The 23,885-nt window shown below is 67.2% G+C and carries 20 protein-coding genes; 3 read left to right on the top strand and 17 right to left on the bottom strand.

The genetic code is table 11. The annotated features are described in order from the left end of the window. Positions 1–82 precede the first annotated feature (82 nt). The 11 genes from LOK44_RS03545 to LOK44_RS03595 all read right to left on the bottom strand — a co-directional run bounded on the left by LOK44_RS03545 (position 83) and on the right by LOK44_RS03595 (position 10,518). On the bottom strand, positions 83–1,921 hold the full coding sequence (locus LOK44_RS03545; RefSeq protein WP_237568666.1) for a bifunctional sugar phosphate isomerase/epimerase/4-hydroxyphenylpyruvate dioxygenase family protein: 1,839 nt from the start codon (positions 1,919–1,921) through the stop codon (positions 83–85). After that, positions 1,918–2,607 (bottom strand): 3-oxoacid CoA-transferase subunit B, encoded by a 690-nt coding sequence (locus tag LOK44_RS03550; RefSeq protein ID WP_372481161.1) that lies wholly within the window; start codon positions 2,605–2,607, stop codon positions 1,918–1,920. Before LOK44_RS03550 ends, LOK44_RS03545 begins: the two co-directional genes overlap by 4 nt. Further along, the gene (locus tag LOK44_RS03555; protein WP_237568667.1) at positions 2,604–3,293 is read right to left on the bottom strand and encodes a 3-oxoacid CoA-transferase subunit A; all 690 of its coding nucleotides are present in this window, start codon (positions 3,291–3,293) and stop codon (positions 2,604–2,606) included. Before LOK44_RS03555 ends, LOK44_RS03550 begins: the two co-directional genes overlap by 4 nt. Beyond that, positions 3,290–4,471, bottom strand: coding sequence for a bifunctional 3-oxoadipate enol-lactonase/4-carboxymuconolactone decarboxylase PcaDC (gene pcaDC, locus LOK44_RS03560; protein ID WP_237568668.1), 1,182 nt, complete (start codon positions 4,469–4,471; stop codon positions 3,290–3,292). Before pcaDC ends, LOK44_RS03555 begins: the two co-directional genes overlap by 4 nt. Continuing rightward, positions 4,468–5,667, bottom strand: a complete 1,200-nt coding sequence (locus LOK44_RS03565; protein ID WP_237568669.1) for a lyase family protein — start codon at positions 5,665–5,667, stop codon at positions 4,468–4,470. The genes pcaDC and LOK44_RS03565 overlap by 4 nt, the downstream gene beginning before the upstream one ends. Next, positions 5,664–6,224: a protocatechuate 3,4-dioxygenase subunit alpha gene (gene pcaG / locus LOK44_RS03570; protein WP_237568670.1), complete on the bottom strand. Its 561-nt coding sequence runs from the start codon at positions 6,222–6,224 to the stop codon at positions 5,664–5,666. The genes LOK44_RS03565 and pcaG overlap by 4 nt, the downstream gene beginning before the upstream one ends. Beyond that, the gene (gene pcaH / locus LOK44_RS03575) at positions 6,221–6,955 is read right to left on the bottom strand and encodes a protocatechuate 3,4-dioxygenase subunit beta (protein WP_372481184.1); all 735 of its coding nucleotides are present in this window, start codon (positions 6,953–6,955) and stop codon (positions 6,221–6,223) included. The genes pcaG and pcaH overlap by 4 nt, the downstream gene beginning before the upstream one ends. Before the next feature lie 85 nt (positions 6,956–7,040). After that, entirely contained in the window at positions 7,041–8,411 is a 1,371-nt protein-coding gene (locus LOK44_RS03580) for an MFS transporter (protein ID WP_237568672.1), read from the bottom strand. 39 nt (positions 8,412–8,450) lie between these two features. After that, on the bottom strand, positions 8,451–9,344 hold the full coding sequence (locus LOK44_RS03585) for a shikimate dehydrogenase (RefSeq protein ID WP_237568673.1): 894 nt from the start codon (positions 9,342–9,344) through the stop codon (positions 8,451–8,453). 99 nt (positions 9,345–9,443) lie between these two features. Then, a complete protein-coding gene (locus LOK44_RS03590) occupies positions 9,444–10,082 on the bottom strand; it encodes a TetR/AcrR family transcriptional regulator (protein WP_237568674.1) in 639 nt (212 codons plus the stop codon). 55 nt (positions 10,083–10,137) lie between these two features. Beyond that, positions 10,138–10,518, bottom strand: a complete 381-nt coding sequence (locus tag LOK44_RS03595; RefSeq protein ID WP_237568675.1) for a heme-binding protein — start codon at positions 10,516–10,518, stop codon at positions 10,138–10,140. 778 nt (positions 10,519–11,296) lie between these two features. Between LOK44_RS03595 and LOK44_RS03605 the strand changes: the two genes are divergently transcribed. Next, complete coding sequence (locus LOK44_RS03605) at positions 11,297–12,334, top strand: hypothetical protein (RefSeq protein ID WP_237568676.1); 1,038 nt, start codon at positions 11,297–11,299, stop codon at positions 12,332–12,334. Between the two features lie 44 nt (positions 12,335–12,378). Here the strand turns inward: LOK44_RS03605 and LOK44_RS03610 are convergent, their stop codons facing one another. The 3 genes from LOK44_RS03610 to LOK44_RS03620 all read right to left on the bottom strand — a co-directional run bounded on the left by LOK44_RS03610 (position 12,379) and on the right by LOK44_RS03620 (position 14,848). Next, positions 12,379–13,107: a bestrophin-like domain gene (locus LOK44_RS03610; protein WP_237568677.1), complete on the bottom strand. Its 729-nt coding sequence runs from the start codon at positions 13,105–13,107 to the stop codon at positions 12,379–12,381. 57 nt (positions 13,108–13,164) lie between these two features. Then, a complete protein-coding gene (locus tag LOK44_RS03615) occupies positions 13,165–13,830 on the bottom strand; it encodes a hypothetical protein (RefSeq protein WP_237568678.1) in 666 nt (221 codons plus the stop codon). 784 nt (positions 13,831–14,614) lie between these two features. Next, positions 14,615–14,848 (bottom strand): hypothetical protein, encoded by a 234-nt coding sequence (locus LOK44_RS03620; protein WP_283817712.1) that lies wholly within the window; start codon positions 14,846–14,848, stop codon positions 14,615–14,617. Between the two features lie 10 nt (positions 14,849–14,858). On the opposite strand from LOK44_RS03620, the gene LOK44_RS03630 reads away from it, so the two are divergent. Beyond that, on the top strand, positions 14,859–18,068 hold the full coding sequence (locus tag LOK44_RS03630) for a hypothetical protein (RefSeq protein WP_283817713.1): 3,210 nt from the start codon (positions 14,859–14,861) through the stop codon (positions 18,066–18,068). 62 nt (positions 18,069–18,130) lie between these two features. Here the strand turns inward: LOK44_RS03630 and LOK44_RS03635 are convergent, their stop codons facing one another. Then, positions 18,131–18,940: a sulfotransferase family protein gene (locus tag LOK44_RS03635; RefSeq protein WP_237568681.1), complete on the bottom strand. Its 810-nt coding sequence runs from the start codon at positions 18,938–18,940 to the stop codon at positions 18,131–18,133. A 632-nt stretch (positions 18,941–19,572) separates the two neighbouring features. On the opposite strand from LOK44_RS03635, the gene LOK44_RS03640 reads away from it, so the two are divergent. Then, the gene (locus LOK44_RS03640; protein WP_237568682.1) at positions 19,573–21,375 is read left to right on the top strand and encodes an AAA family ATPase; all 1,803 of its coding nucleotides are present in this window, start codon (positions 19,573–19,575) and stop codon (positions 21,373–21,375) included. Positions 21,376–22,376: 1,001 nt separating this feature from the next. On the opposite strand, the gene LOK44_RS03645 is transcribed toward LOK44_RS03640, so the two are convergent. Both LOK44_RS03645 and LOK44_RS03650 read right to left on the bottom strand, forming a co-directional pair. Beyond that, positions 22,377–22,823 carry an HNH endonuclease gene (locus tag LOK44_RS03645; protein WP_237568683.1) on the bottom strand — a complete coding sequence of 149 codons (447 nt, stop codon included), beginning with the start codon at positions 22,821–22,823 and terminating at the stop codon, positions 22,377–22,379. Between the two features lie 101 nt (positions 22,824–22,924). Beyond that, positions 22,925–23,770: a phage major capsid protein gene (locus tag LOK44_RS03650; protein ID WP_237568684.1), complete on the bottom strand. Its 846-nt coding sequence runs from the start codon at positions 23,768–23,770 to the stop codon at positions 22,925–22,927. Positions 23,771–23,885 lie beyond the last annotated feature (115 nt).

Genomic DNA, 23,885 nt, shown 5'->3' on the forward strand with positions numbered 1-23,885 from the left:
CCCGTTGCGAGGCGGTTTCTTCGACAGACCACAGAGGCTGCGGCTTTCAGTCTGTCTTTTTAGGCGTTTATGCCCGCGCCGCCTACTTCTCGGTCCTGCCTCGTCGCGCGGCGACGTGAGCGGCCATGCGGATCGGGGCGTCCGCGAGGGGACGCCCCCGGTAGTTGCCTCGCCGCTCGATGATCTCGAAGTACACCTGCGAGCCGATCACCGTGGTGTAGGCGTGCAGGTACTCCCCGTCGGCGCTTCTGTCGTACAGCACGTTCGACCGGCGCAGCCGCTCCACGAACTCGTCGTCGAGATCCAGACGAGCCCGAAGGTCGACGTAGTAGTTCTCGGGAATGCGCAGAATCGGGGCGTCCCCGGGCAGCGCGTCCAGGGTGGCGAGGACGTCGTCGGTGAGCAACGCGATGTGCTGCGGGGTCTGCACGCCCGGGGTCCACTTTCCCCGCCGCAGCAGCGGACCGTCGAGCGCCACACCGAATCCCGACGGATCCGGCGCTCGGAGCAGATGGCTGCGCACCAGCCCATACGGCCCGGGGTACTCGGCCACCTCCTCGGTGCGCATCCCCAGCACCGAGCGGTAGAACAGGACGCTCTCGTCGTACCGGTCGAACGGCGCGGTGACCGAGACGTGGTCGATCGCGGTGATGCCCGCACCGGGGGCGGCGTCGGTCGGCGGCACGGGCTCGAAGTCGCGGCGCCAGTCGAGGGGGCCCTCCTCGGTCGAGACGAAGAAGACCGACACGCCGTCGGGCGCCGCGACGGCAGGCAGGTCGGCCTCTCCCGGCCGCACCACGCGCGGCAGGGCGGCGACGTTCAACCCCTCGGCCGACGCCGCGAAACCCGTTGGGTCCTCCGCGTCGAACGCGATCGCGGCCAGTGCCGAGGAGTCGTCCTCGGCAGCATCGGTCGTGACGGTCAGCAGGATGGTCGCATCTGACTGAGTCCACGCCGTCACGCGCTTCGACCGGTGCGTCGCCGACGGCGTGAATCCCAACGCCGACAGTGCATGTTCCGCGGTGGCGAGGTTGGTGGGGGTGACGCTCAGTTCGACGAACGCTGCGTCGAACCGCTGTCGCGGCAGCGCGTCGTCGAGGCCGGCTTCGAGCGCGCCGAGCGAACGGACCGCGTCGATGGCGGTGCGAACCGGCGAGGACTGTCGGAAGACATCGTTGAACACCTCGAGCGATAGCGGGCCCCGGTACCCGGCACCCAGTACCGCCGAGGTGAAGTCGACGAGATCGAATGCGCCCTCACCCGGGAACAGTCGGTAGTGCCTGCTCCACTGCAGCACGTCCATGTCCTTGTGCGGTGCGTCGGCAAGTTGGAGGAAGAAGATCTTGTCGCCGGGCACCTCGCCCAGTTCGTCGATCGTCGACGAGCGCGACAGGATGTGAAAGCTGTCCAGGCACAACCCGACCGCGGGATGGTCGGCTCGCCGGACCGCGTCCCAGGACTGCTGCCAGAGATCGACGGTGCGACCCCACGCCAGGGCCTCGTAGGCGATTCGCATCCCACGGCGCTCGGCGAGTTCCCCTGCCGCGCGCAATTGCGTTGCCAGCTGGTCCATGTCGGCGACCGCGTCGGCCGATGCGTTCGAGCAGACCAGGATCAGGTCGACGCCGAGGTCGGTCATGACGTCGAACTTGCGGTCGAGCCGGTTGAGGTTCCGCTCGAATTGCTCGGGGTCGGTGCTGTCGAGATCCCGGAACGGTTGGTACAGCACGATCTGCAATCCGAGTTCTTCGCATCGCTCGCGGATCTGCTTCGGACTAGACGTCGACGCGACGAGATCGGGCTCGAACAGCTCGATGCCATCGAACCCGGCGTGGGCGGCGGCGACCAGCTTGTCGTCGAGCGTTCCGGACAGGCAGACCGTCGCGATGGTCTTGACGTGGCGATGCGTCGTGAGAGTCATTGGTCCTCCACGCGTCGGAGCGTCGGATCCAGACGTTCCCGGAGTTCGTCGACGGAGACTCCGTAGGTCGCGATGACCCGGATGCCGTCGGCGCCGACGGCGAAGGTCCCGAGTTCGGTGTACACCCTGCTGACGCACGCCAGGCCCGTCAGCGGATACGTGCACTGCGAGACCAGCTTCGGTGTGCCGTCCTTGGTGAACAGCGTCATCATCACGAAGACGTCCTTCGCCCCGATCGCCAGATCCATGGCGCCGCCTACGGCGGGGATCGCCCCAGGTGCCCCGGTGTGCCAGTTGGCGAGATCGCCGTGCTCGGACACCTGGAAGGCGCCGAGGACGCAGACGTCGAGGTGTCCGCCGCGCATCATCGCGAACGAGTCGGCGTGGTGGAAGTAGGCCGCGCCGGGCAGTTCGGTGACCGGGATCTTGCCTGCGTTGATCAGATCGGGGTCGATCTCGTCGCCGACGGCCTCGGGACCCATGCCCAGCATGCCGTTCTCGGTGTGCAGCACGATCCCGCTGTCGGGGGCGAGGTAGTCGGACACCTTCGTGGGTTGCCCGATTCCCAGGTTGACGAACGATGCGGGCGGGATGTCGGCGGCGACGGCCCGGGCCATCTCGTCACGGCCGAGTGGTCCACGGTCGAGGTTCTCGACGGTCTTCGACACGCTGAGGGCGATGGTCACGAGGCCTCCGATACCAGGCTGGTCGCTGCGCTGAGGTCCAGGACCCTGTCGACGTAGATGGACGGCGTGACGACGACTTCCGGGTCGATGCTGCCCGTCTCGACGACGGCGGACACCTCGACGATGGTGAGGTCGGCCGCCGTCGCCATCACGGGTCCGAAGTTTCGTGCGGTCTTGCGGTAGACGAGGTTGCCCATCCGGTCACTGCGATGGGCGCCGATCAGGGCCACGTCCCCGCGAATCGGATACTCCAGGACGTAGTCGCGTCCGTCGATGGTGCGCGTCTCCCTGCCCTCGGCGAGTTCGGTGCCGTAACCGGTCGGGCAGAAGAACGCACCGATCCCGGCGCCCGCGGCCCGCATCCGTTCGGCGAGGTTGCCCTGCGGCACCACCTCCAGGTCGATCCTGCCCGAGCGGTACAGCTCGTCGAAGACGTACGAATCCGCCTGCCGCGGAAACGAACAGATGACTCGGCGCACCCGCCCGGCGGCCAGCAGCGCGGCCAGACCCGTGTCACCGTTGCCCGCGTTGTTGCTGACGATCGTCAGGTCGGTGGCGCCGTTGTCGATGACCGCCTCGATCAGCGTCGTGGGCATGCCGGCCATGCCGAATCCGCCGACCAGGACTGTGGACCCGTCGGCGATGCCGGCCACCGCCGCCGCGGGATCCCCGGTGATCGACGTCATCGGGCACCGCCCTGGGCGTCGTAGTCGGACAGTACGTCGGCGGCGATGCGGAACGCGGAGTTGGCGTCCGGGACGCCGCAGTAGATCGCGGTTTGCATGATCAGCTCCTTGATCTCGTCGTTGGTCAGGCCGTTGCGGCGTGCGGCACGCAGGTGCATGGCGAATTCCTCGTGGTGGCCGCGAGCGATGAGCGCCGTCAGCGTGATCATCGAGCGGCTGCGGCGGTCCAATCCGGGTCTCGTCCATATGCCACCCCAGGCGTATTCGGTGATCATGCGCTGGAAGTCCGCGGTCAGGTCGGTGGTCGCCGCCACGGCCCGGTCGACATGGGCGTCGCCGAGCACCTCGCGGCGAACGGCCATCCCGGCCCGGTAGACGTCGTCGACGGTGTTGGGGACGGGAGACGCCGGCAGCCCGACGTTTTCGCCGATCAGTGCCGCGACCCGGTCCGGCGCCTCCGCGGGTGCGAGGTGACCGACGCCGTCGAGCACGACGAGTTCGCCGTCCGATACTCCGGAGGCGATGCGCTGCAACGACTCCGGTGGCGTGGGTACGTCGTCGCGGCCAGCGATCGCGAGGATGGGGATGGTGATCTCGGGCAATCGCCGCACGACGTCGAAGTCGGCCAGCGCCTCGCACGTCCTCGCGTAGGACTCCGGATCGGTGTGGCTCAGCCCGTCGAGGAGGGTCGCCGCAGCGCCGGGGTGCCGCTCGACGAAGCCGGGTGCGAACCAGCGCCCGGGTGCGATGTCCACCATCGGCGAGATGCCCATGGCGCGCACGGTGGCCGCGCGCTGGTGCCAGCCGTCCGGTGTGCCGATCACCGCGCCGGTGCACATCAGTGTGGCCGAGCTGACCCGGCTCGGCGCGTCGAGAATCATCTGGAGGCCGACGGCACCGCCCACCGAATCGCCTGCGTAGTGGAAGGTCTCGGCTCCGAGCCGGTCCGCGAGTGCGAGCACGGCGGCGGCGAGATCCGCGATGCCGAACGGATCGCCGGGTGCGCTGCGGCCGTGGCCGGGGAGATCCCAGGCGACGAGCCGGGCGTGCGGGACGAGCCGGTCGGCGACGCCGCCCCACAGGGTGGCGGCCGAGGTGCCCAGCGAGGGGCCCAGCAGGATCAGGGGGCCGTCGGCCGGTCCGCCGAAGTCGACGACGGCGAGTTCGGGAACGGTCACGAGGACTCCTCGAGGAAGCGGCGGGCCCGGCTCAGCGTCGCCTCGACGAGTCGGTCCGCCGCACCCGTGTAGTCGGAAAGTGGCGGTCTGCCGGTCAATTCGCTCATCGTTCGCTGTTCGGCGAGGAGGCCGTCGGCGGCGGCGAGATTGGCAGCGGCGCGGGCTTCGTCGATCCGGAGCCCGGAGACCAGGTCGGTCGTGTGGGCGGCGGCGACGACGGTGCGCCGCGCCAGCGTCCGCAGCGTGGCCCACTCCGCGTGCCATGCGCCGTCGGAGCGTTCGTCGACGCTAGAGGCCGACGCGGTGTGCAGCGTGGCGCCGAGCGGGCCTGCGGTGAGTGCAGCGCGGCGGATCAGCACCGAGCGCACCGGATTGTTCTTGTGCGGCATGGTCGACGACCCGCCGCCACTCCCCTCCGCCAATTCGCCGAGTTCGGGGCGACTGCCCGTTGCCACGTCGGCGGCGACGTGTCCCCAGGCGTCGCAGCACGTCACCAGCGCATCCCCGATCCGGGTGACCGGCGAGCGAGTGGTGTGCCACGGCGCTGCGGGCGCCAGGATCAGTTCGTCGGCGAGCGCGTCGCTGAGGGCGAGCGCTCCGTCGACCGACCCGGCCAGTTCGGTCGTGGCCGCGAGCGTGCCCACCGCGCCCCCGACCTGGACGGGCAACGACGTCCGCAGGTCGGCCAGCGGCTCCGCGGCGTCGAGCACGCCGTCGAGCCAGCGCGCGATCTTGGCGCCCATCGTGGTGGGCAGTGCCGCCTGGGTGAGCGTGCGCGCGAGTGCCGGTGTACCGCGGTACCGTTCGGCGAGGTCGGCCAGCGCGCGGATCTGCGCAGCGCACTCGACGCCGACCCTGATGAGCACGTCGCGCACGCAGATGATCAGTGCGGTGTCGAGCACGTCCTGGCTCGTCAACCCGCGGTGCAGCGACCGCGCTGTCGTCGGGTCGGAGCGGTCCCGCAGGATCGCGACGAGGGCACTGACGGGATTGCCGTCGACGTCGGCGCGACGCGCGATCTCCTCGGCGTCGCCGTCGGCGACGGACAGGTCCGCGCGGGCGTCCGCGGGGGCGATGCCTGCGTCGACGAGGCAGCCGAGCCACGCCCGCTCCACGGCAACCATCGCGGCGAGGAACGCCTCGTCGCTCATCAGGTCGCCGGCGAGATGGTCTCCCGGCCAGAAGAGGTCGGTCACCGTTGCTGCCCGGGGTAGCGCAGGAAGACGGTCTCGCGGGGACCCTGCAGGGAGACGTCGAAGCGCAGTCCGCCCGCGTCGTGGGTGGCGATCAGGGTCTCCCGGCGTTCGGGTGGCAGGGAGGCGAGCAGCGGATCCTGGCCCAGGTGATCGCCGGGCACGTACGCGCGGGTGAACAGCCGGTTGAGCAGTCCACGGGCGAACACGGTGACCAGGATGAAGGACGCGGTTCCCGGCTGGGTGGGGCCGGGGATCACGGTGGAGAACGAGTACCGGCCATCGTCAGCTGTACTGGCCCGCCCCCATCCGGTGAAGGTGAAGCCGTCCCGGTGCAGCGACCCGGCGGACCGGGGCACCGTGCCGTCGATGTCGGCCTGCCAGATCTCCAGCAGCGCGTCGGGGACGGGGCGGCCGTCTCCATCGGTGACGATCCCCCACAGCTGCACGGCGTTCGGCGAACCGGGCGGCACCAGTTCGTGGCATCTGTCGAACGGCAGGGCGTAGCCGAAGAAGGGGCCGACGGTTTGTCCCGGCGTGGCGGTCAGCAGCGTGCTCATCGGTCCTCGCCTCCATCGTTGGCGTTCTCGGTCGGGGTGGGTGTCGAGCCGGTGAGCACGATGTCCCAGCGGTATCCGGTCGCCCACTCGTGGGTGGTGACGTCATGGTCGTAGGCGGCGACCAATCGGTCGCGTGCCTTTCGGTCGGTGATGGACTGGTAGATCGGGTCGAGCGTGAACAGCGGATCGTTAGGGAAGTACATCTGGGTGATCATCCGCTGCGTGAATTCCGTTCCGAACAGCGAGAAGTGGATGTGCGCGGGTCGCCAGGCGTTGCGGTGGTTCTTCCACGGATACGGCCCCGGCTTGATGGTGGTGAACCGGTAGGTGCCGTCGTCGTCGGTCAGGCAACGGCCGACGCCGGTGAAGTTGGGGTCGATCGCCGCGGGATGTTGGTCCCGCTTGTGGATGTAGCGACCGCCCGCATTCGCCTGCCAGATCTCGACGAGCTGGCGCCGCACGGGCCTGCCGTCGCCGTCGACCACCCGCCCGGTCACCACGATCCGCTCGCCGATCGGCTCGCCGCCGTGCTGGATGGTGAGGTCGGCCTCGAGCGGGTTGACGTCGCGCTCGGAGAAGCACGGCGTCCACGACTCCACGCCCTCTGGGTCGGCGTGGTGCAGGTCCTTGGTCGGGTGCCGCAGCAGGCTGCTCCGGTACGGCTTGTAGTCGAGGCGGGGTTGCGTCTCCTCGACGCCCGCGCGCTCGTAGTCGGCCACGATTGCCGCCATCTCCGCGCTGATGGCCTGCTGGCTGGCGATTGCGCTGTCGGAGTCGGTCTGCACGGTTACTCCCATCGGGCTTGGTGAGCGGGGCTCAGTGGTCGACGAGGTTGCGCGCGGTGGTGGGCTTGTCACCCAGTTCCGCGGTCGGCACGTCCTTGGTCTCCTTGGCCGTGAGCGCGGCGGCCGTGGCGATGAGGCAGACGACGGCGGTGAAGATGCTGATGACCACCCAGCCGCCTTCCTCCACGCCACCGAGTGCCGTGACGATGGCGGGGGCGAAACCGGCGACCAGGAAGCCGAGTTGGGTACCGATGGCCAAGCCGGAGAACCGAACTCGGGTGGCGAACATCTCGCCGTAGAACGACGGCCATACGGCGTTGGCGGCTGCGTAGCCGAACGAGAACGTGGCGATGGCGAGTGCGAACATCAGCACGTCGTTCCCGCCACTCATCGACAGTAGGTAGAACGGCATCAGCGCAGCCGAGGACAGTGCGCCGTAGATGAACACCGGCTTGCGGCCGATCCGGTCGGCGAGCTTGCCGAACATCGGTTGCGTGCCGAGGGCGACGATGTTGGCGACCACCACCAGCCACAGTGTCTCGTCGGCGTTGAGGCCCATCTTCTTGCCGTAGGCGATGGCGAGGTTGGCGAACACCGTGGACACCGCGGCGATCATCGCGCAGAAGATGACGCGGAGAACGTCACGCCAGTGATTGCGCATCAGCGGCGCCAGCGGCATCTTGGCGATGGTGCCTGTGGCCTTGGCGTCCTCGAACTCGGGCGTCTCGTGCAGCCGGCGGCGAATGAAGTACGCGACCACGACGACGAAGGCGCTCAGCCAGAACGGAACTCGCCAGCCCCAGGAGTACAGGTCCTCGTCGGGGAGGGCGACGACCGGGATCACCACGAGTGAGGCGAGGATCAGACCGCCCTGCGTCCCTGTCAGCGTCCACGATGTGAAGAACGAGCGCTGATCGTCGGGCGAGTGCTCGAGGGTCAGCGAGCTGGCGCCGGCCTGTTCGCCCGCGGCCGAGAAGCCCTGCAGCAGACGGCAGGTCACCAGCAGGATGGGCGCGAGCACCCCGACTGTCTCGTATGTCGGGAGGCAGCCGATGGCGAACGTCGATGCGCCCATGAGGATGAGCGTGAACATCAGGACGTTCCGGCGCCCGATGCGGTCACCGAAGTGGCCGATCACGAACGCACCGATCGGCCGCGCGAGGTAGGCGACACCGAGCGTCGCGAAGGACTGTGCGAGCGCCACGGTTTCGTTGCCCTCGGGAAAGAAGACCTTCGGGAAGACCAGCGCCGCAACGAAGCCGAAAACGAAGAAGTCGTAGTACTCGACGGCGCTGCCCATGAAGCTGGCCAGCGCGGCCTTCTTCGGCGTCCGCTCGGGTACGGCGGCTGGGCCGCTGCCTGGTGGGACGTTGCCGGGTGGAGTGCTGTCGATGATGCTCATGGGTTCCTCCTACATTCTTCGTTGAATGGGTTCTGCGAGTTACGTTGCAAGCGTTCGGAAGTGGCGTGACATGCGGTCGGCGTCCGGGGTAATCCCGGTGATCAACTCGAAGGCGATGCTCGCCTGGTGCACGGCCATGTGGCCGCCGTCGAGTGTGCGACAACCCGCAGCGCGGGCCGCGGTGAGCAGCGCAGTGTTGAGCGGCCGATAGACGATGTCGGCTACCCAGAGGTCGGACCGCAGAAGCGCGGCGTCGAACGGCATGCCCGGGTGATCCGCCATGCCCGTGGGCGTGCAGTGCACGACACCGTCGGCGTGCGGCACCAGGACCGACAGCTTGTCGAAGGCCGACGCGTCGACGCGGGCCTCGCGATGCCGGGCCGCGAGATCGCCGGCCAGTGCCGCGGCACGGTCGACGTCGAGGTCGACGATGGTGAGGTGTTCGGCGCCCAGGTCGAGGACGGCATGTCCGACGGCAGCGCCCGCTCCCCCGGCTCCGAGCAGCACCACGCTGCCGGTGGTCGCGCCGGGCAGGCCTTCGGCGAATCCCGTGCGGAAACCCGGTGCGTCGGTGTTGTAGCCGACGGCGCCACCTTCCCCGTCCCCGGGTCGCTGCGCTCCTGCCCGCCGCCCCCGAAACACCACCGTGTTGACCGCCCCTAGCGCGGCAGCCTCGTCGTCGAGCGCGTCGAGGTGCGGGATCACGGCCTGCTTGCACGGGTGCGTGACGTTGAGTGCGTCGAATCCGAGCGTGCGCGCCCACGTCAGGATGTCCCCGATTCGCTCGGGCGCGAGGCCGACGGCGTTGAGGTCGATCGTGCGGTAGACGTAGTCGAGCCCGTTGGCTCGGCCTTCGGCCATGTGCAGCGCCGGAGTCAGGGACGGACCGACGCCTTGTCCGACGAGACCGACCAGGTACGGGCTGGGAGCCACGCGGCACCGCCTCTCAATGTACTAACTAGTTCGTTAGTAAGCGAGTACAGCACTGTGGCGTGGGTCTCGTCAAGCATTCGGTGTGAGTCGGATCGCCCGTCAGGAGGTGAGCCAGCCGACGACGACGTCGCCGATCATCTGGCGCAGGTGAGCCCGTCGTCTGGGATCGGTGAAGTCGACGTCGAACAGGAAGCCGAACGTGTAGCGGTTCGCGACCTGGAACACGCAGTAGGAGCTGATCAGCAGGTGGACGTCGAGCGCATCGACGTCGGCGCGGAACACGCCCTGCGCGTGGCCGCGCGCAAGGATCTCGTCCAGTAGCGAGGTAGCCGGCTGACCGAGGCTACGCAGGGAGTCGATGCGCCCGATGTACTCGCCGCGGTGGATGTTCTCGATGGCCACCAGGCGGATGAAGGCCTGATGGTCCAAATGGTGGTCGAAGGTCAGCTCGGCCAGCTTGCGCATCGCGACCACCGGATCGACGTGGTCGACCTGCAGCCGCCGCTCGGCCTCGCGGATGCCGCGGTAGGCGTGCTCGAGAACGGCCATGTACAGACCCTCTTTGCCGCCGAAGTAGTAGTAGATCATCCGCTTGGTCGTGCGGGTGCGTTCCGCGATCTCGTCAACCCGGGCACCCGAGAAACCCGATTCCGCGAAGACCTCGGTGGCGACGGCGAGCAGATCGGCGCGGGTGCGCTCGGCATCGCGCTGCAGCTCGGGGCGGGGCTCGCCGGTCACCCCGTGAGCTTACTGGCGGCGTGGACGAGCCCCCCGACGACGACGAGTCCGGGTGTCAGGGGGTGGGCGGAGCGCCACAGCGATTCCGGAACTCAACCGATGGTTGCCGGATTCGCTGAAGTTCGTCCCGCACCGCTGGGTTGGCGTCCAGGTACACGCGCACCTGGTCGCCGATTTGGTCCTTCGGCTGGCCCTTCAGGCTCGTGAAGAAGTCGTTCACCGCGGGGTTCGCGGTGAGGTAGTTGGAGGTATCGAACGTCACGCCGGACATGACACGCGCGAGTTCGGCTGCCGTGCATGCAGGCGGGATGAGTGGCGGCAGCGGCGGCTCAGCGGCTGCAGTGCCGGCGGCACCGAAGATGACTGCGCCGGCGATCGCTCCGGCTCCCATCACGCTGAACACCGTGCCGCGCAGCGGCTTTACTGAGGGCAACATGTCTACTCCTTCATCGTGTGATTGCTGTGTCTCGGTGTCGTGTGTCAGCGTCGTGGTCCAATGCCTCCCCCACCGCCCGGCCGACCTGGGCGACCCGGGTCCCATCCCGGGCCGGGGTCCCAACCCACGTCGAGGTCCCAGTCGGTGCCGCAATACCAGTCGTTGTCACACGGGTACGGAACCACGGGGGTTGCGGCTCGTGGCACGCCGTCGGCGCCTCGAACGTCGCCTTGCGCGCACACCGTGGAATAACCCGAATTGGTGCAATCTGCCTGTGCCGGCGGTGCCGTACCGATTGAAGCAAGGGGCACGATGGCCGCGGCCGCCATTACCAGGACCAGGTACCGACTCGTTGGAGACATGACTGCCCCTCTCTATGCGATTTGCTAGATCCATTCGCAACTATTCTCGAAGCATAGATCCGTTCAACGACTCCATGCCTGAATTCAGTGAATACATCGATTTGTTTGATCATGGAACGACAACTGCTCTGACAGTCTTTGAAAAAGCAGCAACATAGTTCGTTGTACTACACATAACAGCAGTTCAAGCGACCTAAGGCCAATTAGTCAGGTTCATTTCGGGTCCGATTGAAATCATTCCATTCATCCTCCCCTTCCGAATTACGCGCAGGGCGGTTCGGCTGGGAATTGCTCCAATGCCAACTGCAGCGGAGTAAGTTTGCCGACTAGGACAACCGGGACAGGGACGGCCAAGCCAGACGGAAGATCGCCGGCAACGTAGCGCCGATTGCAGCCCGCGACGATCGGAGACCGAGATGAACCCAACTTGCCTGCACCTGCTGCGCAGTGGAAAAGCGGTCGTCGCAGCGACGGCGCTGACGGTAGCCACGACCATCGCTCCACCACCCGCGGTCGCCGCAGCGGTCGAGAAGCCGAGGAGCAGCGTCGCGGTCTCGCTGTCCGCAGCCTCGACTGCGCTACCGACTCCAGGCGACGCACCCCGACTCCTGGTTCAGTGGGTCCAACGCATCGTCGTGCCCCCCAGCTTCGGCGCCGCCTTGCCGAGCCCTCAGTTCCCTCCGGTCGTCGCACCGACTTCGATCGGAAGCAGCATCAAGAACGTCTACGACTCGGTCGAGCCATGGGTGCAGTACGGCTTCGATCTCGCCGCGTACGCGGTCGGATGGGTGCCGTACGTCGGATGGTTGGCGCCCCAAATCCCGATCTTCTACCACTTCGGCGAGCGGATCGCCCGCAGTGTCACCTACAACATCGCCGACTGGATCGACGGACGGGTGAGCTTCTCGCAGGGATTGATCAACGTCGTCATCGACACGTTCAACTCCTTCGTGCAACTCGGTATCGATCAGTGGAACTTTTGGCTCCCACCGCTGCCACCGCTTCCGCCGCTGCCCTTCAACGCAACGGTGCCATCCGCGCCCACCGTCGTCGAGGAGGCAGCGACGCCGACCGACACGCAGTTGCGGGAGCTTCGCACAGCCGACGAAGCGTCGACGTCGCCCGTGGCGGACGAACCCCAAACGCCTGAATATCTCTCTCCCGCAGCGACTTTGGACGCAACCAACTCCGGCGTGACACCGTCCGACCGGGAGCCGTCATCGGGCACCACCGGGGCCAACCACCCGAAGTCGGCAGACCTCGACACCATCGAGCCGAGATCTGAGGAGCCTGCGGAGCCACGGGTCGAAGCCGACCCCGTGGAGCATGAAGTCCCGAGCGCCGAGGACCCCGAGTCGGAGAAGCCGCAGGTCGACGAGCCCGAGGCGTCTAAAGCCGAACAGGGTGGCCGAGACGACGACGAGGACGCCGGCGATGCAGGGGCGGACGCGTGACTTAGCGGACGCCCGAGCCGCAGAGCACCCGCCGAACTGAGACGTCAGGTTCCCTCGTCGATGGCGTCGAAGGTCAATTGCGCGTCGCTGAACGGTGCCGGTGTGACGCCCAGGTCGCGTCCGAACGGACGGTCCAGCCAGAAGACGATGAACAACAACAGCCCAAGAAGTACCCCCACGGAACTGGTCAGCACGACGTGCACTCGTCGGTCGACGGGACGCGACATCGCCAACATCGAGATCAGTAGCAGACCGCCGAACAGGAGTCCTCCCCAAAGCAGACCAGGAATCCGCGGCTTCGCATCGAGGAAGCGTGCGTTCCGATCGGCGGCCAACTCCGATAACTGCTTGAGGAATTCGGCGTCGAGTGGGCTGGTGGCCTTCACGGCTCCCTGGTGACCCAGTATCCGGTACATGTCCGTAATGGCAGAACGTGCCGAATCGTTTGCGTCGCCCTCATACTGGCTGTCCCATTCCTCGGAAACCGACACGGTGTAGTTGCGGACTGCCTCTCGCAACAAGCGCTGCTCGGGCTGGGGCATTCCCACGGTCTGTCGATACATCGTCGTCAACGTGGACGCCTCAAGACTGACCGTTGCCTCGGCAGAGGAAAACTGTTCCCACGCAACGACGACCGTGAAACCGAGAAGCGCGCCGTAGACCAAGGCGACCGTCGTGAGGAAGGGCGACAGCGAAGCGGTGAACTCGCCATCCTCTCGACCGAAGAGACGGTTCGACAACCAGACTGCGGCGACTGCGACCGCGACCGACAACGCGATGACTGCCAGCAGGAAGGTCCACAGTCCCAAGAAATTCGTCCCGGCCACCGCTCACACCTCCCGATCGAGAAGCCCAGCGCGCGCCAACAGCAGTCCACTGACCACGATCACCCAGACCGGGAAGGCCACCGTCACCCACATGCTGAGTTCGCCGGCAATGAGCTGGGCTGCCGCGGTCAGGTAGGTCAGCACGACCAACCACCGAGGCATCAGCCCCGTCTTCCACCAAATGGTCGCGAGCGAGATCATGAACACCGCAGCCATCCGGGTGGCGAAGGTCTTGCAGGTGGCCATGACGACGGTCATCGCGAAGACCATCGTCTCGTCATCGGTATCGGTCCCGGTGGCGGCCAGACCGGCGGCCACACTGGTGGCGAAGAAGATCGTGGCGAGGAACAGCAGACCGCTGCCCAGGAAGACGGAAGCGAAGAAGCGGTCCTCGAAGATGCCGAGTCCGTCGCGGACCACGGCGATGAACCACAGGAAGGCGATACCGGCGAAGGGCATCAGCGTCGCCGCGATGCGGATACCACCGCGTCGGCTCTCCACCCACTCGATCGAACCGTCGACGGTCTCCGGCATCGCGGCACGGACCAGGAGAACCACGGTGATGAAGAGCACGGCGAAGAGGACGCCCGCGAGCGCTGCCGCGCGCGGAGTCGTCAGCGATCCGACGACCCTGGACGGCGACGAGCCATCCGCTTCGAGCTTGGCCACGACCCCACAGTCGCACCGATACACGACCAACAGATGCGATTGGCAGATTCACGTGCCTGGTGGGCGCGGCAATCGTCCTGGGCACTCGGCTCGACCGAGCATCTCGGGGGAGGGCGAGAAGGAGTGCCTGCGTAGCTGAAGCAAGCTGGGCGCCTCTCGGAGGTACTACTGCATTCGTAGCCGACCTACTACTGCATTCTGACGTGAACCGAGTGTGCAACTACTGCAAATCTGACGTCATTTGCCCGTCTGAACGAGAAACTGACGTCATCGGTAAGAAGTCCGCTACATTCACGCGGACGGCGTCCTCTCAGCAAAAAGAGACGACGTCCTGATGCGTCGGCCCTGTCCCGCCTCGGTGCAAGCAAACTCGATCCGAGGGGGATCCCCACATGGCTGGGAAGCATCGCAACCGCAAACCTACGAAGCACCTGCACGGCACTGGTGGACACCAGGTCCTGCCCGTGTCGAACTGGTTGAGCGCTGGAGCGGTAACCCTGGGATTGGGTGCAGCCCTGATCGCCAGCGCAGGGCTGGCGCAAGCCGACACGACCGGCTCCGATGGCGGGGCATCGTCGGCGTCGAATACGACCTCCGGTAATGCCGGCACGTCCGACAGTTCGGAAGCGAGTTCACCCAACGGTGATGGCGCCACGGCGACCTCAGGGACAAAGGCTCCGGGCGACACCGACGGCGACCGAAGTGACGCTCCCTCCACGCCATCGGGTGCGTCGAATGCTGGCACGTCAACCACCCGCTCTCCCGGAAAGCGCTCCAGCTCGAGTCATTCGGCCGGAGAGACGAGCCGCAGTTCTCGCACCTCGGTCGGACCGAGTAGCCGGCAGGCTGACCGCGCCGTCAGCTCGGCGAACCAGGAATCGTCCGACCCGGCACCGTCGAGCGCCACACGGTCTACGCCGTCACCTGATCCCCAGCCCTCGACGAGCGGACTCACGACTGCAAACGGCCTGACGTCCAGCCCACAGCCGTTGGCGCGCACGGCCGCTGCACCGACCACGATCGCCGCGTTGGCCGTCGTACCAAGGGCACCAGCAGCCCTTCCCGATCTGGGGGCACTGCTCGGCAGCGTCTTCGCGGTGTTCATCAGCAACGGCACGGCGGCTCACCCAAACGCGGGACTGCTGCTCGGCACCGGCTTCAGCTACACCGGCGCCACCTGCTCGAGCGGCGCGGCATGCGCAGGCGGCAACGGCGGTCTGCTCCTCGGCGTCGGCGGTAGTGGCTTCCAAGGTGGCAATGGCGGCTCCGTCTTGGTCGTCGGCAACGGCGGCGCCGGTGGCGCCGGGGTCGCTGGCATCAACGCGGGTGCGGGCGGACGCGGCGGCAACGGCGGACTGGTTCTGGGTACCGGCGGGGCCGGCGGCGCCGGCGCGGCGGGAACCCCGAGCATCGGGGGCACCGACGGCGTCGCCCCCGGTGCATCGGGCACGAGCGGTACTGCCGGCGGCAGGGGCGGGGCCGGTGGTGCAGGCGGCAACGGCGGCCTGCTGATCGGTTTTGCCGGTGCCGGAGGCGCCGGCGGTGCAGGCGCCGCCGGCGGGCAGGGCGGCAACGGTGTCGACGGTTCGGCAGCGACCATCCCCGGTGGTGCCGGGCAGGACGGCGGCAATGGCGGTGACGGCGGGGCCGCAGGTCAGGGCGGGGCCGGCGGCGCAGGCGGTTGGGCGCAGCTCGGGGTGACCGGCATCGACGGACGCGGCGGCAACGCAGGCATCGGCGGCAATGCGGGATCCGCCGGTTCCGGCGGCGCCGGGGCGGCGGGTGACTCCACCGCACCGGACGGCGGAGCGGGCGGCAACGGCGGCAACACGGGTACCGCGGGTGTCGGCGCGGCGGGTGGAGCAGGCGGCGGACGCGGTGCGGTCGCTCTGGCGGGCAACGCCGGAGCGGCGGGAACGCAAGTCACCGGCGGGGGCAACGGAGGGAACGGCGGCACCGGTTATAGCCCGATCACGCCTGCGGTCGTCGTCGGCAACGGGGGCCGCGGCGGCAACGGCGGCAACAGGGGCAACGGTGGAGACGGCGGCGCCGGCGGTACCGGGCTCACAGGATCCAACGGCGACAACAGCACGTCCGCGACCCTCCCCGGCGGCGACGGCATCGCTGGTGGAGTGGGTGGCACCGGCGGTGCCGGCGGCCTCGGCGGATCCATCTCCGGCGACGGCGGCGACGGCGGCGTTGGCGGGCAGGGTGGTCGAGGCGGCAACGCCGGTCGCGGCATCGATGGCGGCAACGGCGTGTTCAGCGCGGTTGCGGTCGACCGCAACGGCGTGGCCGGCTCCGACGGTGGCGACGGCGGTGCCGGCGGCACGGGCGGTGTCGGCGGTGCCGGCGGCCTCACGGCGGGCGGGTCGGGTAACGCAGGTGCCAACGGCGGCGGCGGTCAAGGCGGCGGCGGCGGCAACGCCGGCGCGCCGGGCGACGGCGGTAACGGCGTGAACGGCTTCTACAACATCGCAGCCGGTGCAGGTGGCAACGGCGGTAATCCCGGCGCGGTAGGCGCGGGCGGCAGTGGCGGGGCGGCCGGTGTTGGCGGTCTTCTCGGCACCGGCGCAATCGGCAGCGCAGGCGCCGACGGTGCCGCAGTCACCAGCGGCGGCAACGGCGGCGACGGCGGCGACGGAAGTTTCGCAATCGTGCCAGGCGACGACGGCAGCGACGGCGCGGCAGGTGGCAACGGCGGGTCGGTCGGCAACGGCGGCGACGGCGGGGCGGGCGGCAACGGGATCGTGGGCGCCGGGGGTGCTCGTGGCACCGATGCCGAGGGCCCCGGCGGCGCAGGCGGTTTCGGCACGTTTGGTACGGACGGCGGCGACGGTGGGGCCGGCGGGTCCGGCGGATCCACGTCGGGCAACGGCGGCAGCGGTGGCGCAGGCGGCAACGGGGCCAACGGAGGCAACGGTGGCGGTGGCGGCAACGGCGAGTCGGGCGGGTTCCTCGAGTCCGGCGAGCGCGGCGGCAGGGGCGGCGAGGGCGGCTTCGCAGGTGACGGCGGCGTCGGCGGCGCAGGCGGCGTGGCCCTGGGCTCGGGCAACGGCGGCGCCGGTGGCGTCGGCGGGTTCGGTGGTGTCGGCGGGAACGGCGGGAACGGCGGCTTCGGCGGCCAGAACGGCAGTCAGCCCTTCGTCGACGGCAATCCCACCGGCGACAACCGTGCCGGCGGCGGCGGCGCCGGTGGGTACGGCGGTGGCGGAGGATTCGGCGGGAACGGCGGGCTCGGCGGCGCGGCCCTCGGCAACGGCAACGGCGGCGTCGGCGGGAACGCCGGGGCGGCCGGCGTCGGTGGGCGGGGCGGCAACGGCGAACTCGGCGGTAGCGACTCGGGTGTCTACGCCACTTCCGCCGGCTCGGGAGGCGCAGCTGGCCGCGGCGGCAGCGCCGGCCTCGCCGGTACCGGCGGCGCGGGCGGCGCCGCTCTGGGTGCTGGCAACGGCGGCGCCGGCGGCGTCGGCGCAGCCGGAGCCAACGGCGGTGCCGGCGGGTTCGGCGGTAGCGGCGGCACCAGCACCGAGTTCGCCGGCTTCGGCAACGACGGTGGAGACGGTGGATACGCCTCGGGCGGCGGCAACGGCGGTGCCGGTGGCGCTGCGTCGGGATCCGGTAGCGGCGGCGCCGGCGGTGCCGGTGGCGTCGGCGGTATCGGTGGCGCTGGAGGCGGCGGCGGGTTCGGCGGCCAGCTCAAGGACTCCGGACCCCTAAGAGCCGGTGGCGGCGGAGACGGCGGCGCCGGTGGCCGCGGGGGCAGCGGCGGGTTCGGTGGCACGGGCGGCAACTCCGCGTCCGGACCGGCCGGCGCGGGCGGCAACGGCGGGAACGCCAACGTTGGCGGCGCGGCGGGCGCGGGCGGTAACGGTGGCACCGGTGGATTCGGCGGTCTCTTCGGAACGTCGAAGGGCAACGGCGGAGCAGGAGGTATCGGAGGTACCGGCGGAACCGGCGGCTCCGGTGGGTTCGGTGGGTACGGCGGCAACTCCGGCGCCGGCCCCGGCGGTGACGGCGGCAACGGCGGCAACGGCGCAAAGGGCGGCGCCCTCGGTGCCGGCGGGCCCGGTGGCTACGGCAACGACTTCCTGGGCGAGGAAGGTATCGACGGACCGGCGGGCGCGGCGGGCACCGTGGGCGCCGTCGGTGGAGCGGGCTTCGGCCGGTCCGGTGGCGCCGGCACGCCTCCCGGTGATACCGGCACCAACGGCGTGGCGGGATCCAACGGCCCCTAGCGTTTCCGAGCCGTGCCGCCATCGATCACATCGGTGGCGGCACGGCTACCGGTCGGGTAGGTCTACACGATCCGGAGACCCTCGGGCATCCTGGCCCAATCGCGCCAGAAGGCGTCATTCGCGAAGCGCTCGAACAGGTCCGGCGGCAGCAAGGTCGCTCGCGAGGACGGCGTGACGCGCTCAGCGACCGTGTGCAGTCCCGGCGTGCCGGCGCGCCTGTCGAAATCCGTGACGTCGTACTCCACGTGGTCGAAGTCGTGCTCGAACGGCGCCTCGCCGACGAAGTCGTAGATCGCACGCATCGTCGCGGCCGGGTCGGTGGTCAGGGTTTCGTATTGGACGAGTAGCAGCCGGTCTCGCTGCGCGCCGTAGCAGGCCTGCTTGAGAGCGTCATACGGTCCACCGACCATGCCGTCTTGTCCCGCAACGACATTCGCGCGCGTGTAGACGGTACCGCCGGCGCTGTAGTTGAAGATCGAGGACGGGCTGAAGACGTTGCGTTGGATCAGTCGTTCGATGCTGTCGATCACCCACGGCAGATCGCGCACACAGGCGATGACCTTGGCGTCGGGGAACAAGTGCGCGATCGCAGGCATCCACGCACACCACCCGCGATTGGTGTCGAAGCGGACCTCGGCGTCCGTCTCGGCGTAGAAACTGTCGAACAGCCCCCGGAGTATTCGCTCGCGCTTGGCGTCGTCGATGAACACCGAGTATTCGTGACCCGCGCTCATCTGGCCGAGAAGAGCGCCAAACAGGCCGGCCAGCGGACCCGACATCCCGGCCTCGAACCGTGGGTTCTGCCGCAGCAGGGCCGCCAACAGCGTCGAACCCGAACGAGGCAGGCCTGAGATGAAGTGCTGTGTTGCCATGGGCGCTCCTCGATCGGGGTTGCCCGGGGGCATCGGTACACAAAACTAGCCGACCGGCCGCGCCAAGGACCCAGTTTCGTCGTCCGGCCTTCTGGGGCAAGTCGCCATGTGCGGCAACGAATCTGGCGGACATCCGCCCGATGTCGTCGCGTGACGGCCGCGTCGCCTGGCGACGCTCTTTTTCCACCGCATCAGGGTCTCCCGTTGATACCTCGATCGCGCGCTCGCCCCGCTGCGCGAGCAGACCTTGGACCTGGTGGGCGCGGAGGGTTTCGAACTCTCCTGAGCTACCAGGTGAGGAGCCTGTTACCCGGTCTACCTGCGACGACGGATCACAGCGGTCAACAGGAGTTATCTGTAACTGAGGGCAAATTGTGGGCAGAATGTGGGCGCGTGGCGTGTCGTCGAACCTCACTCCGTGTGTCGCTCGCCGCTAAGGGCGCACGGGACTCGTGACAGCCGTAGGGAGCAGGATGCTAAGACCGCACCCCATTTAGATAGACCGACACACACATAGACACTTGCGATCATTGACCACCTCTGCAAACTTCTTCCTGTCATGACCACGTTCGGCGTCGAGTCTCGGGGAGCGCATGTATCTACAAGAAGTCCTAGTTCGCGGGAACGGACCGTTGGCTGACCTGCATGTCGAGTTCACATTCGGCGAGGCAGGTGCCCCGATTCCTCACGTCTTCGTGGGTCGCAATGGCAGCGGGAAATCGAACCTGCTGTCGATTATTGCTGATGCGATCATCGAAGCCGCTGCCGTCGGCTATACCGATATCGTCAACCACTCAGGTCCGGAAGGGCGGGCTTTCTTCAGGGTCGTTGGCGGTGACACGATCAGATTTGGCTCGCGAGGCTCATTTTCGGCTCTCCGTTTCATGGAGGCAGAGAACGCATATTTTTATAGAGAAGTGGCTGGAGAGGTCGATGCTGAGGCCGCGCGAAGTCAAACCCCGCAATCAATGCACCCGGCAATTAATTGGAGCGGCGCTGACGTCAAAAACATAAAGTCCATTGACATCGACGAGAAAAGCAGCACTGATATTTTCAAGGCCGGAGTCTATGGATACTTCCCGTCTACTCGTTCCGAGAGTCCACACTGGCTGAATCTGAACGCAGTCCCTACAGCTCCATTCGACGTAACAACGCGACTTCAAGGCCGACTCGGCCGCCCACTTTTCGTTGAGCACGCACTTGACCGGTTTCAACAATGGCTCTTGACAGTAATCATGGAGTCGAGGGGTGATATCGCTATTCGAGTCGCGGACGGAAACGTCAAAGGGGAGTTGGCTCAGGGAGATGCGCTTCCTCGCGTGTTAGCCGCGCAAGGGGTTCTGCAGCTAGCGAACGCAGTCCTGAGAATCGTTATGAACGATCCGACGGCGCGTTTCGTATGGATGGGGCGACACAGTCCGAGAAAAATTGCCGTCGCGACGGGGAACCCAATTGAAGAACAAGTCACAATAAGCCTCAGAGGTATGTCTGGCGGTCAGGCCAGCCTGCTTGCACTGTTCGGCACACTAATCATGGACGGTGATGCGGCTAACCAACAGGACAGCTTCGTAGTCTCAGGCGTGAAGGGCGTTGTTGTAATAGACGAGATCGATGCTCATATGCACGTTGACTTGCAGACCGCAGCCCTACCCCGTCTGATTGCGCTATTCCCGAACCTGCAGTTTGTGTTATCAAGCCATTCTCCATTATTCGCTCTCGGAATGGAGAAAACATTTACGCCGTCTGGAGTGCGTATAATTAACTTGCCGCAAGGTATGCCGATTTCGGCCGAGGCCTACGAAGAATTTGGGCGGGCAATGGAAGCCTTCGCAGATACGAAAGCGTTTGGCGACGCAGTGACCAACGCCGCGCAGCACTCTCAAGTACCAATAGTATGGCTCGCTGGTGAGACTGATCCATTGTATTTTCGTACCGCAGTTCAAGTTTTGAACTACGAGCTACTGTCCCACCCTGACACTTTCAGATGGATCGGATATCGGGAGGGGCCTGGGAAGACTTCGAATACGGGGGATTCTGCGCTCAATAAGGCTTTTAATCTTTTCAAAGCCCATCCCAACATAGTCGACCAGCCGATGGTGCTCCTCTACGACTCGGACGCAAACAAACCTCAGGCTAGTGTCGGGAATGTAAATGTGTTGAGCATTCCGCTAGTCGCCAATGATATTGCAAAGCGGGGCATTGAGAACCTGTTACCTCCAGCCGTCTTCACCGATGACGTCTACGACGAACGAACTGAAGAGAAAGAGTACGGCAATACGGTCGCGATTCGAGAGCTAAACAAAATGCGCCTCTGCGAAAAGCTGTGCGCTGAGGCTGAGCCCGAGGTCTTCGCGAATTTCCGCCCAGTCCTAGACCTCATCCAGGCAGTGTTAAGTCCTCAGCCTGGCGAAACTCCGGCTACAGGACCCACCTGACCCCCGTCAATTCAGACCATGGCAAACCCTGTCGCAGTACCCGCGCATCTCCGAACCTACGCGAACGGTCAAATCGTCCGAGCCGGGGCTGAAGCCGAACGTTTGCTGCATCTAACGCTACCCGACGGGCAAGGGGAGACTACAGAGCCGCGCCGTTGTGCCTACCGTTGTTCGCCCAGGTCAGGACCGGTGTCCCGTACAGCATTCGAGCCAGCGCGTAGCACGCTCGGGCCGTTTCCGCAGTTGGGGGGGCTCCGCCCACCCCCCTCGGTAGGGGTCTCCGAGAGTTCCGTGAGCGCTCTAACCTCGCATTGAAAAGCGAATCACCCCAGGGCTATCCATGGTCACGCAGCGCTCAATACAGCGCCAATACGGGCCATGGCCATTCCACAAGCATGGAGTTTGCTGGAGGCGTCGGGGTGCGGTCGATGGCGTCGATTGCGGCTACCGTCCTCCGTGCGTTGCTGATTCATCAGCAAACAACGTGGATGGTTGGCTGCGCACCTGGTCGGCGGTGAGCGCTGGCCCTGTCCTCTGTGGGTGAGGTCGGTGGGTACCGTCTCCCGGTGTGGTGAAGCGAATGCTGGCTGGTATCGGCCTCGGTGCAGCGTTGGTCCTGTTCAGCGGGTGTGCCTCAGGTACCGAGGGCGGGCCCACTAGTCAGGCGGGAACGGCCACGTCCACGGGTGTGGTCACTGAGTCGTCGGGTAGTGCGCCCAGTGAGTCCCGTGAGGACCAGCTCCGCACGGCAGCAGAGACTCTGGACCGATCAGCTACGGCGGGCGACCTGGACACTGCGTGGTCGTTCTACTCGCAGCGGTGCAAGGACCAGATTGGCTCGGTGGAGGCGTATGGCGCTCTGCTGGACGCGTTCTATGCCGGGCGGACGCCGAATTACACGGACTGGACGGTGAGGGTCAACGGCTCGTCGGGCCAGGTGGTGACAGTGGACTCCGACCCGGGTGCCCCGGCCAGCTCCATGACGCCACGGACGTGGACGTTCATTGACGGGCGTTGGCAGTTCGACAACTGCTGACCCTTGCGCGGTTGCGTCGCAGCCGGTCTCGGTGACAGGTGCGGCAGTGCCTGCGGCCTCGGGCCATCCTGGTGTTCTCCGCTGTGTACGGATGCCGCTGCGGGCAGTGCGTCGCGCGGGCGTGACGCGCGGTGGGGCCGTCTCCGAGCCTGGTGTTCTGCGCGCTGGTGACCTGCTCCAGGTGGTGAGGATTCCAGCAGCGACGGTTGCGGCAGTCGTGGTGCAGCACCAGCGCATCGTCCAGGTCCTCGCGGCCGAGGATGGCATAGGCCAGGCGGTGGGTGGCCCGCATCTTTCCGCCGATGCTGAGACGGCCGTAGCCGCTGCGGTCGGTGCCGCCCGTCCAGGTCCAGCACCCCGTGGCCGGGTCCACGGTGGTGCGCGCCTGGAGCCGCTGGAGCACGTCGCTCACGCGTGCCTCCCAAGGATTGAGCACCGCCGCCCGCCCGTAGCTCGCTGGTACCGGGTGAGGGCCAACGAGTTGCGGACGGGCAGCGGGCGGCTTGTGGTGGCCTACGAACCCTGAGACACGTTGATCTTGACCAACGCAGCCGAATGCGGCCAATTCCACCCGACGCGCATGGTCGTCTTCACGGCCACCCGGTCGCTGGTGAAGAACACATCCGTGCTGATTTCCGTATCGACGTCTTCGCGGACCACGACCAGCGAGGAGGTCTGCGGAATGGCCCAGATGACGTCATCGTCCACGGCGGGCGAGACCAGCAGCTGACTGCCGAGAATCTGCCGGGCGACGGGCGCTGTGGGGTCGGAGATACCGGACTGCAGGAGCGGTTCGTTGCTCCCCGTGGCGCGCTTGAGCTGAGTCAGGATGAGCGCGTTGGTGGGCGAGGCCACGAACGAGGTCACGGTGCCGCCGACGTTCTCGGAGAGCGACTGCGCCTCGGCGAACGGGTCGAGGTTGAACAGCTCGCCCGCGTCGACCTCTTGGACGCCCGCGAGCACCTGGAGGCCATCGTTGGCCACGGGGTTGTTACCGCCGAAGAACCCCAAGTCGATCCGCTTGGCGATGTCGAACCCTTGTGCGTTGGCCACGATCTCGGGCGCGTTCTCGCGGAAGCTGTCGCGCACCAGCTCTCGGGAGAGCGGGGCGACGTGGCCCACCTTCGCGGGCGTGATGGTCAACTCCTCAATGTCGACGTCACCGAGGGCCAGCTCGGCACCTTCGAGCACGAACGCCGAGGTGGGCAGACCGGCGACCACGGGCACCCGGTAGTCACGGCTCGGAGTCGTGACGACGGTGCTGGCCCGCATGGCGATGGAGCCACGGGCCGCTGCGGCGAGGATGAGTTCGCCGAGGGTCTCGGGGACGATGATGCCGTGAGAGTTACTAGTGGACATGGACATTGGGTGACACCCCTCAGGTGAACGTCAGTGTGGATTCGCGCGTTCGGGGTGGGCTCTGCCTCAGACCCGTTGCCCCTCAAGGGGCGACGTGCTGGTGATCCCCGGGCGA

This window comes from Mycolicibacterium lacusdiani (assembly GCF_021916785.1).
GTDB lineage: Bacteria > Actinomycetota > Actinomycetes > Mycobacteriales > Mycobacteriaceae > Mycobacterium > Mycobacterium lacusdiani.

What these genes read in the sequence shown, in the direction of transcription:
- LOK44_RS03635 (WP_237568681.1), bottom strand. Translation starts at nt 18,940, where the DNA reads ATGGCAACACAGCACTTCATCTCAGGCCTGCCTCGTTCGGGTTCGACG.
- LOK44_RS03545 (WP_237568666.1), bottom strand. Translation starts at nt 1,921, where the DNA reads ATGACTCTCACGACGCATCGCCACGTCAAGACCATCGCGACGGTCTGC.
- LOK44_RS03555 (WP_237568667.1), bottom strand. Translation starts at nt 3,293, where the DNA reads ATGACGTCGATCACCGGGGATCCCGCGGCGGCGGTGGCCGGCATCGCC.
- LOK44_RS03650 (WP_237568684.1), bottom strand. Translation starts at nt 23,770, where the DNA reads ATGTCCACTAGTAACTCTCACGGCATCATCGTCCCCGAGACCCTCGGC.
- LOK44_RS03605 (WP_237568676.1), top strand. Translation starts at nt 11,297, where the DNA reads ATGAACCCAACTTGCCTGCACCTGCTGCGCAGTGGAAAAGCGGTCGTC.
- LOK44_RS03595 (WP_237568675.1), bottom strand. Translation starts at nt 10,518, where the DNA reads ATGTTGCCCTCAGTAAAGCCGCTGCGCGGCACGGTGTTCAGCGTGATG.
- pcaG (WP_237568670.1), bottom strand. Translation starts at nt 6,224, where the DNA reads ATGAGCACGCTGCTGACCGCCACGCCGGGACAAACCGTCGGCCCCTTC.
- pcaH (WP_372481184.1), bottom strand. Translation starts at nt 6,955, where the DNA reads ATGGCGGCAATCGTGGCCGACTACGAGCGCGCGGGCGTCGAGGAGACG.
- LOK44_RS03580 (WP_237568672.1), bottom strand. Translation starts at nt 8,411, where the DNA reads ATGAGCATCATCGACAGCACTCCACCCGGCAACGTCCCACCAGGCAGC.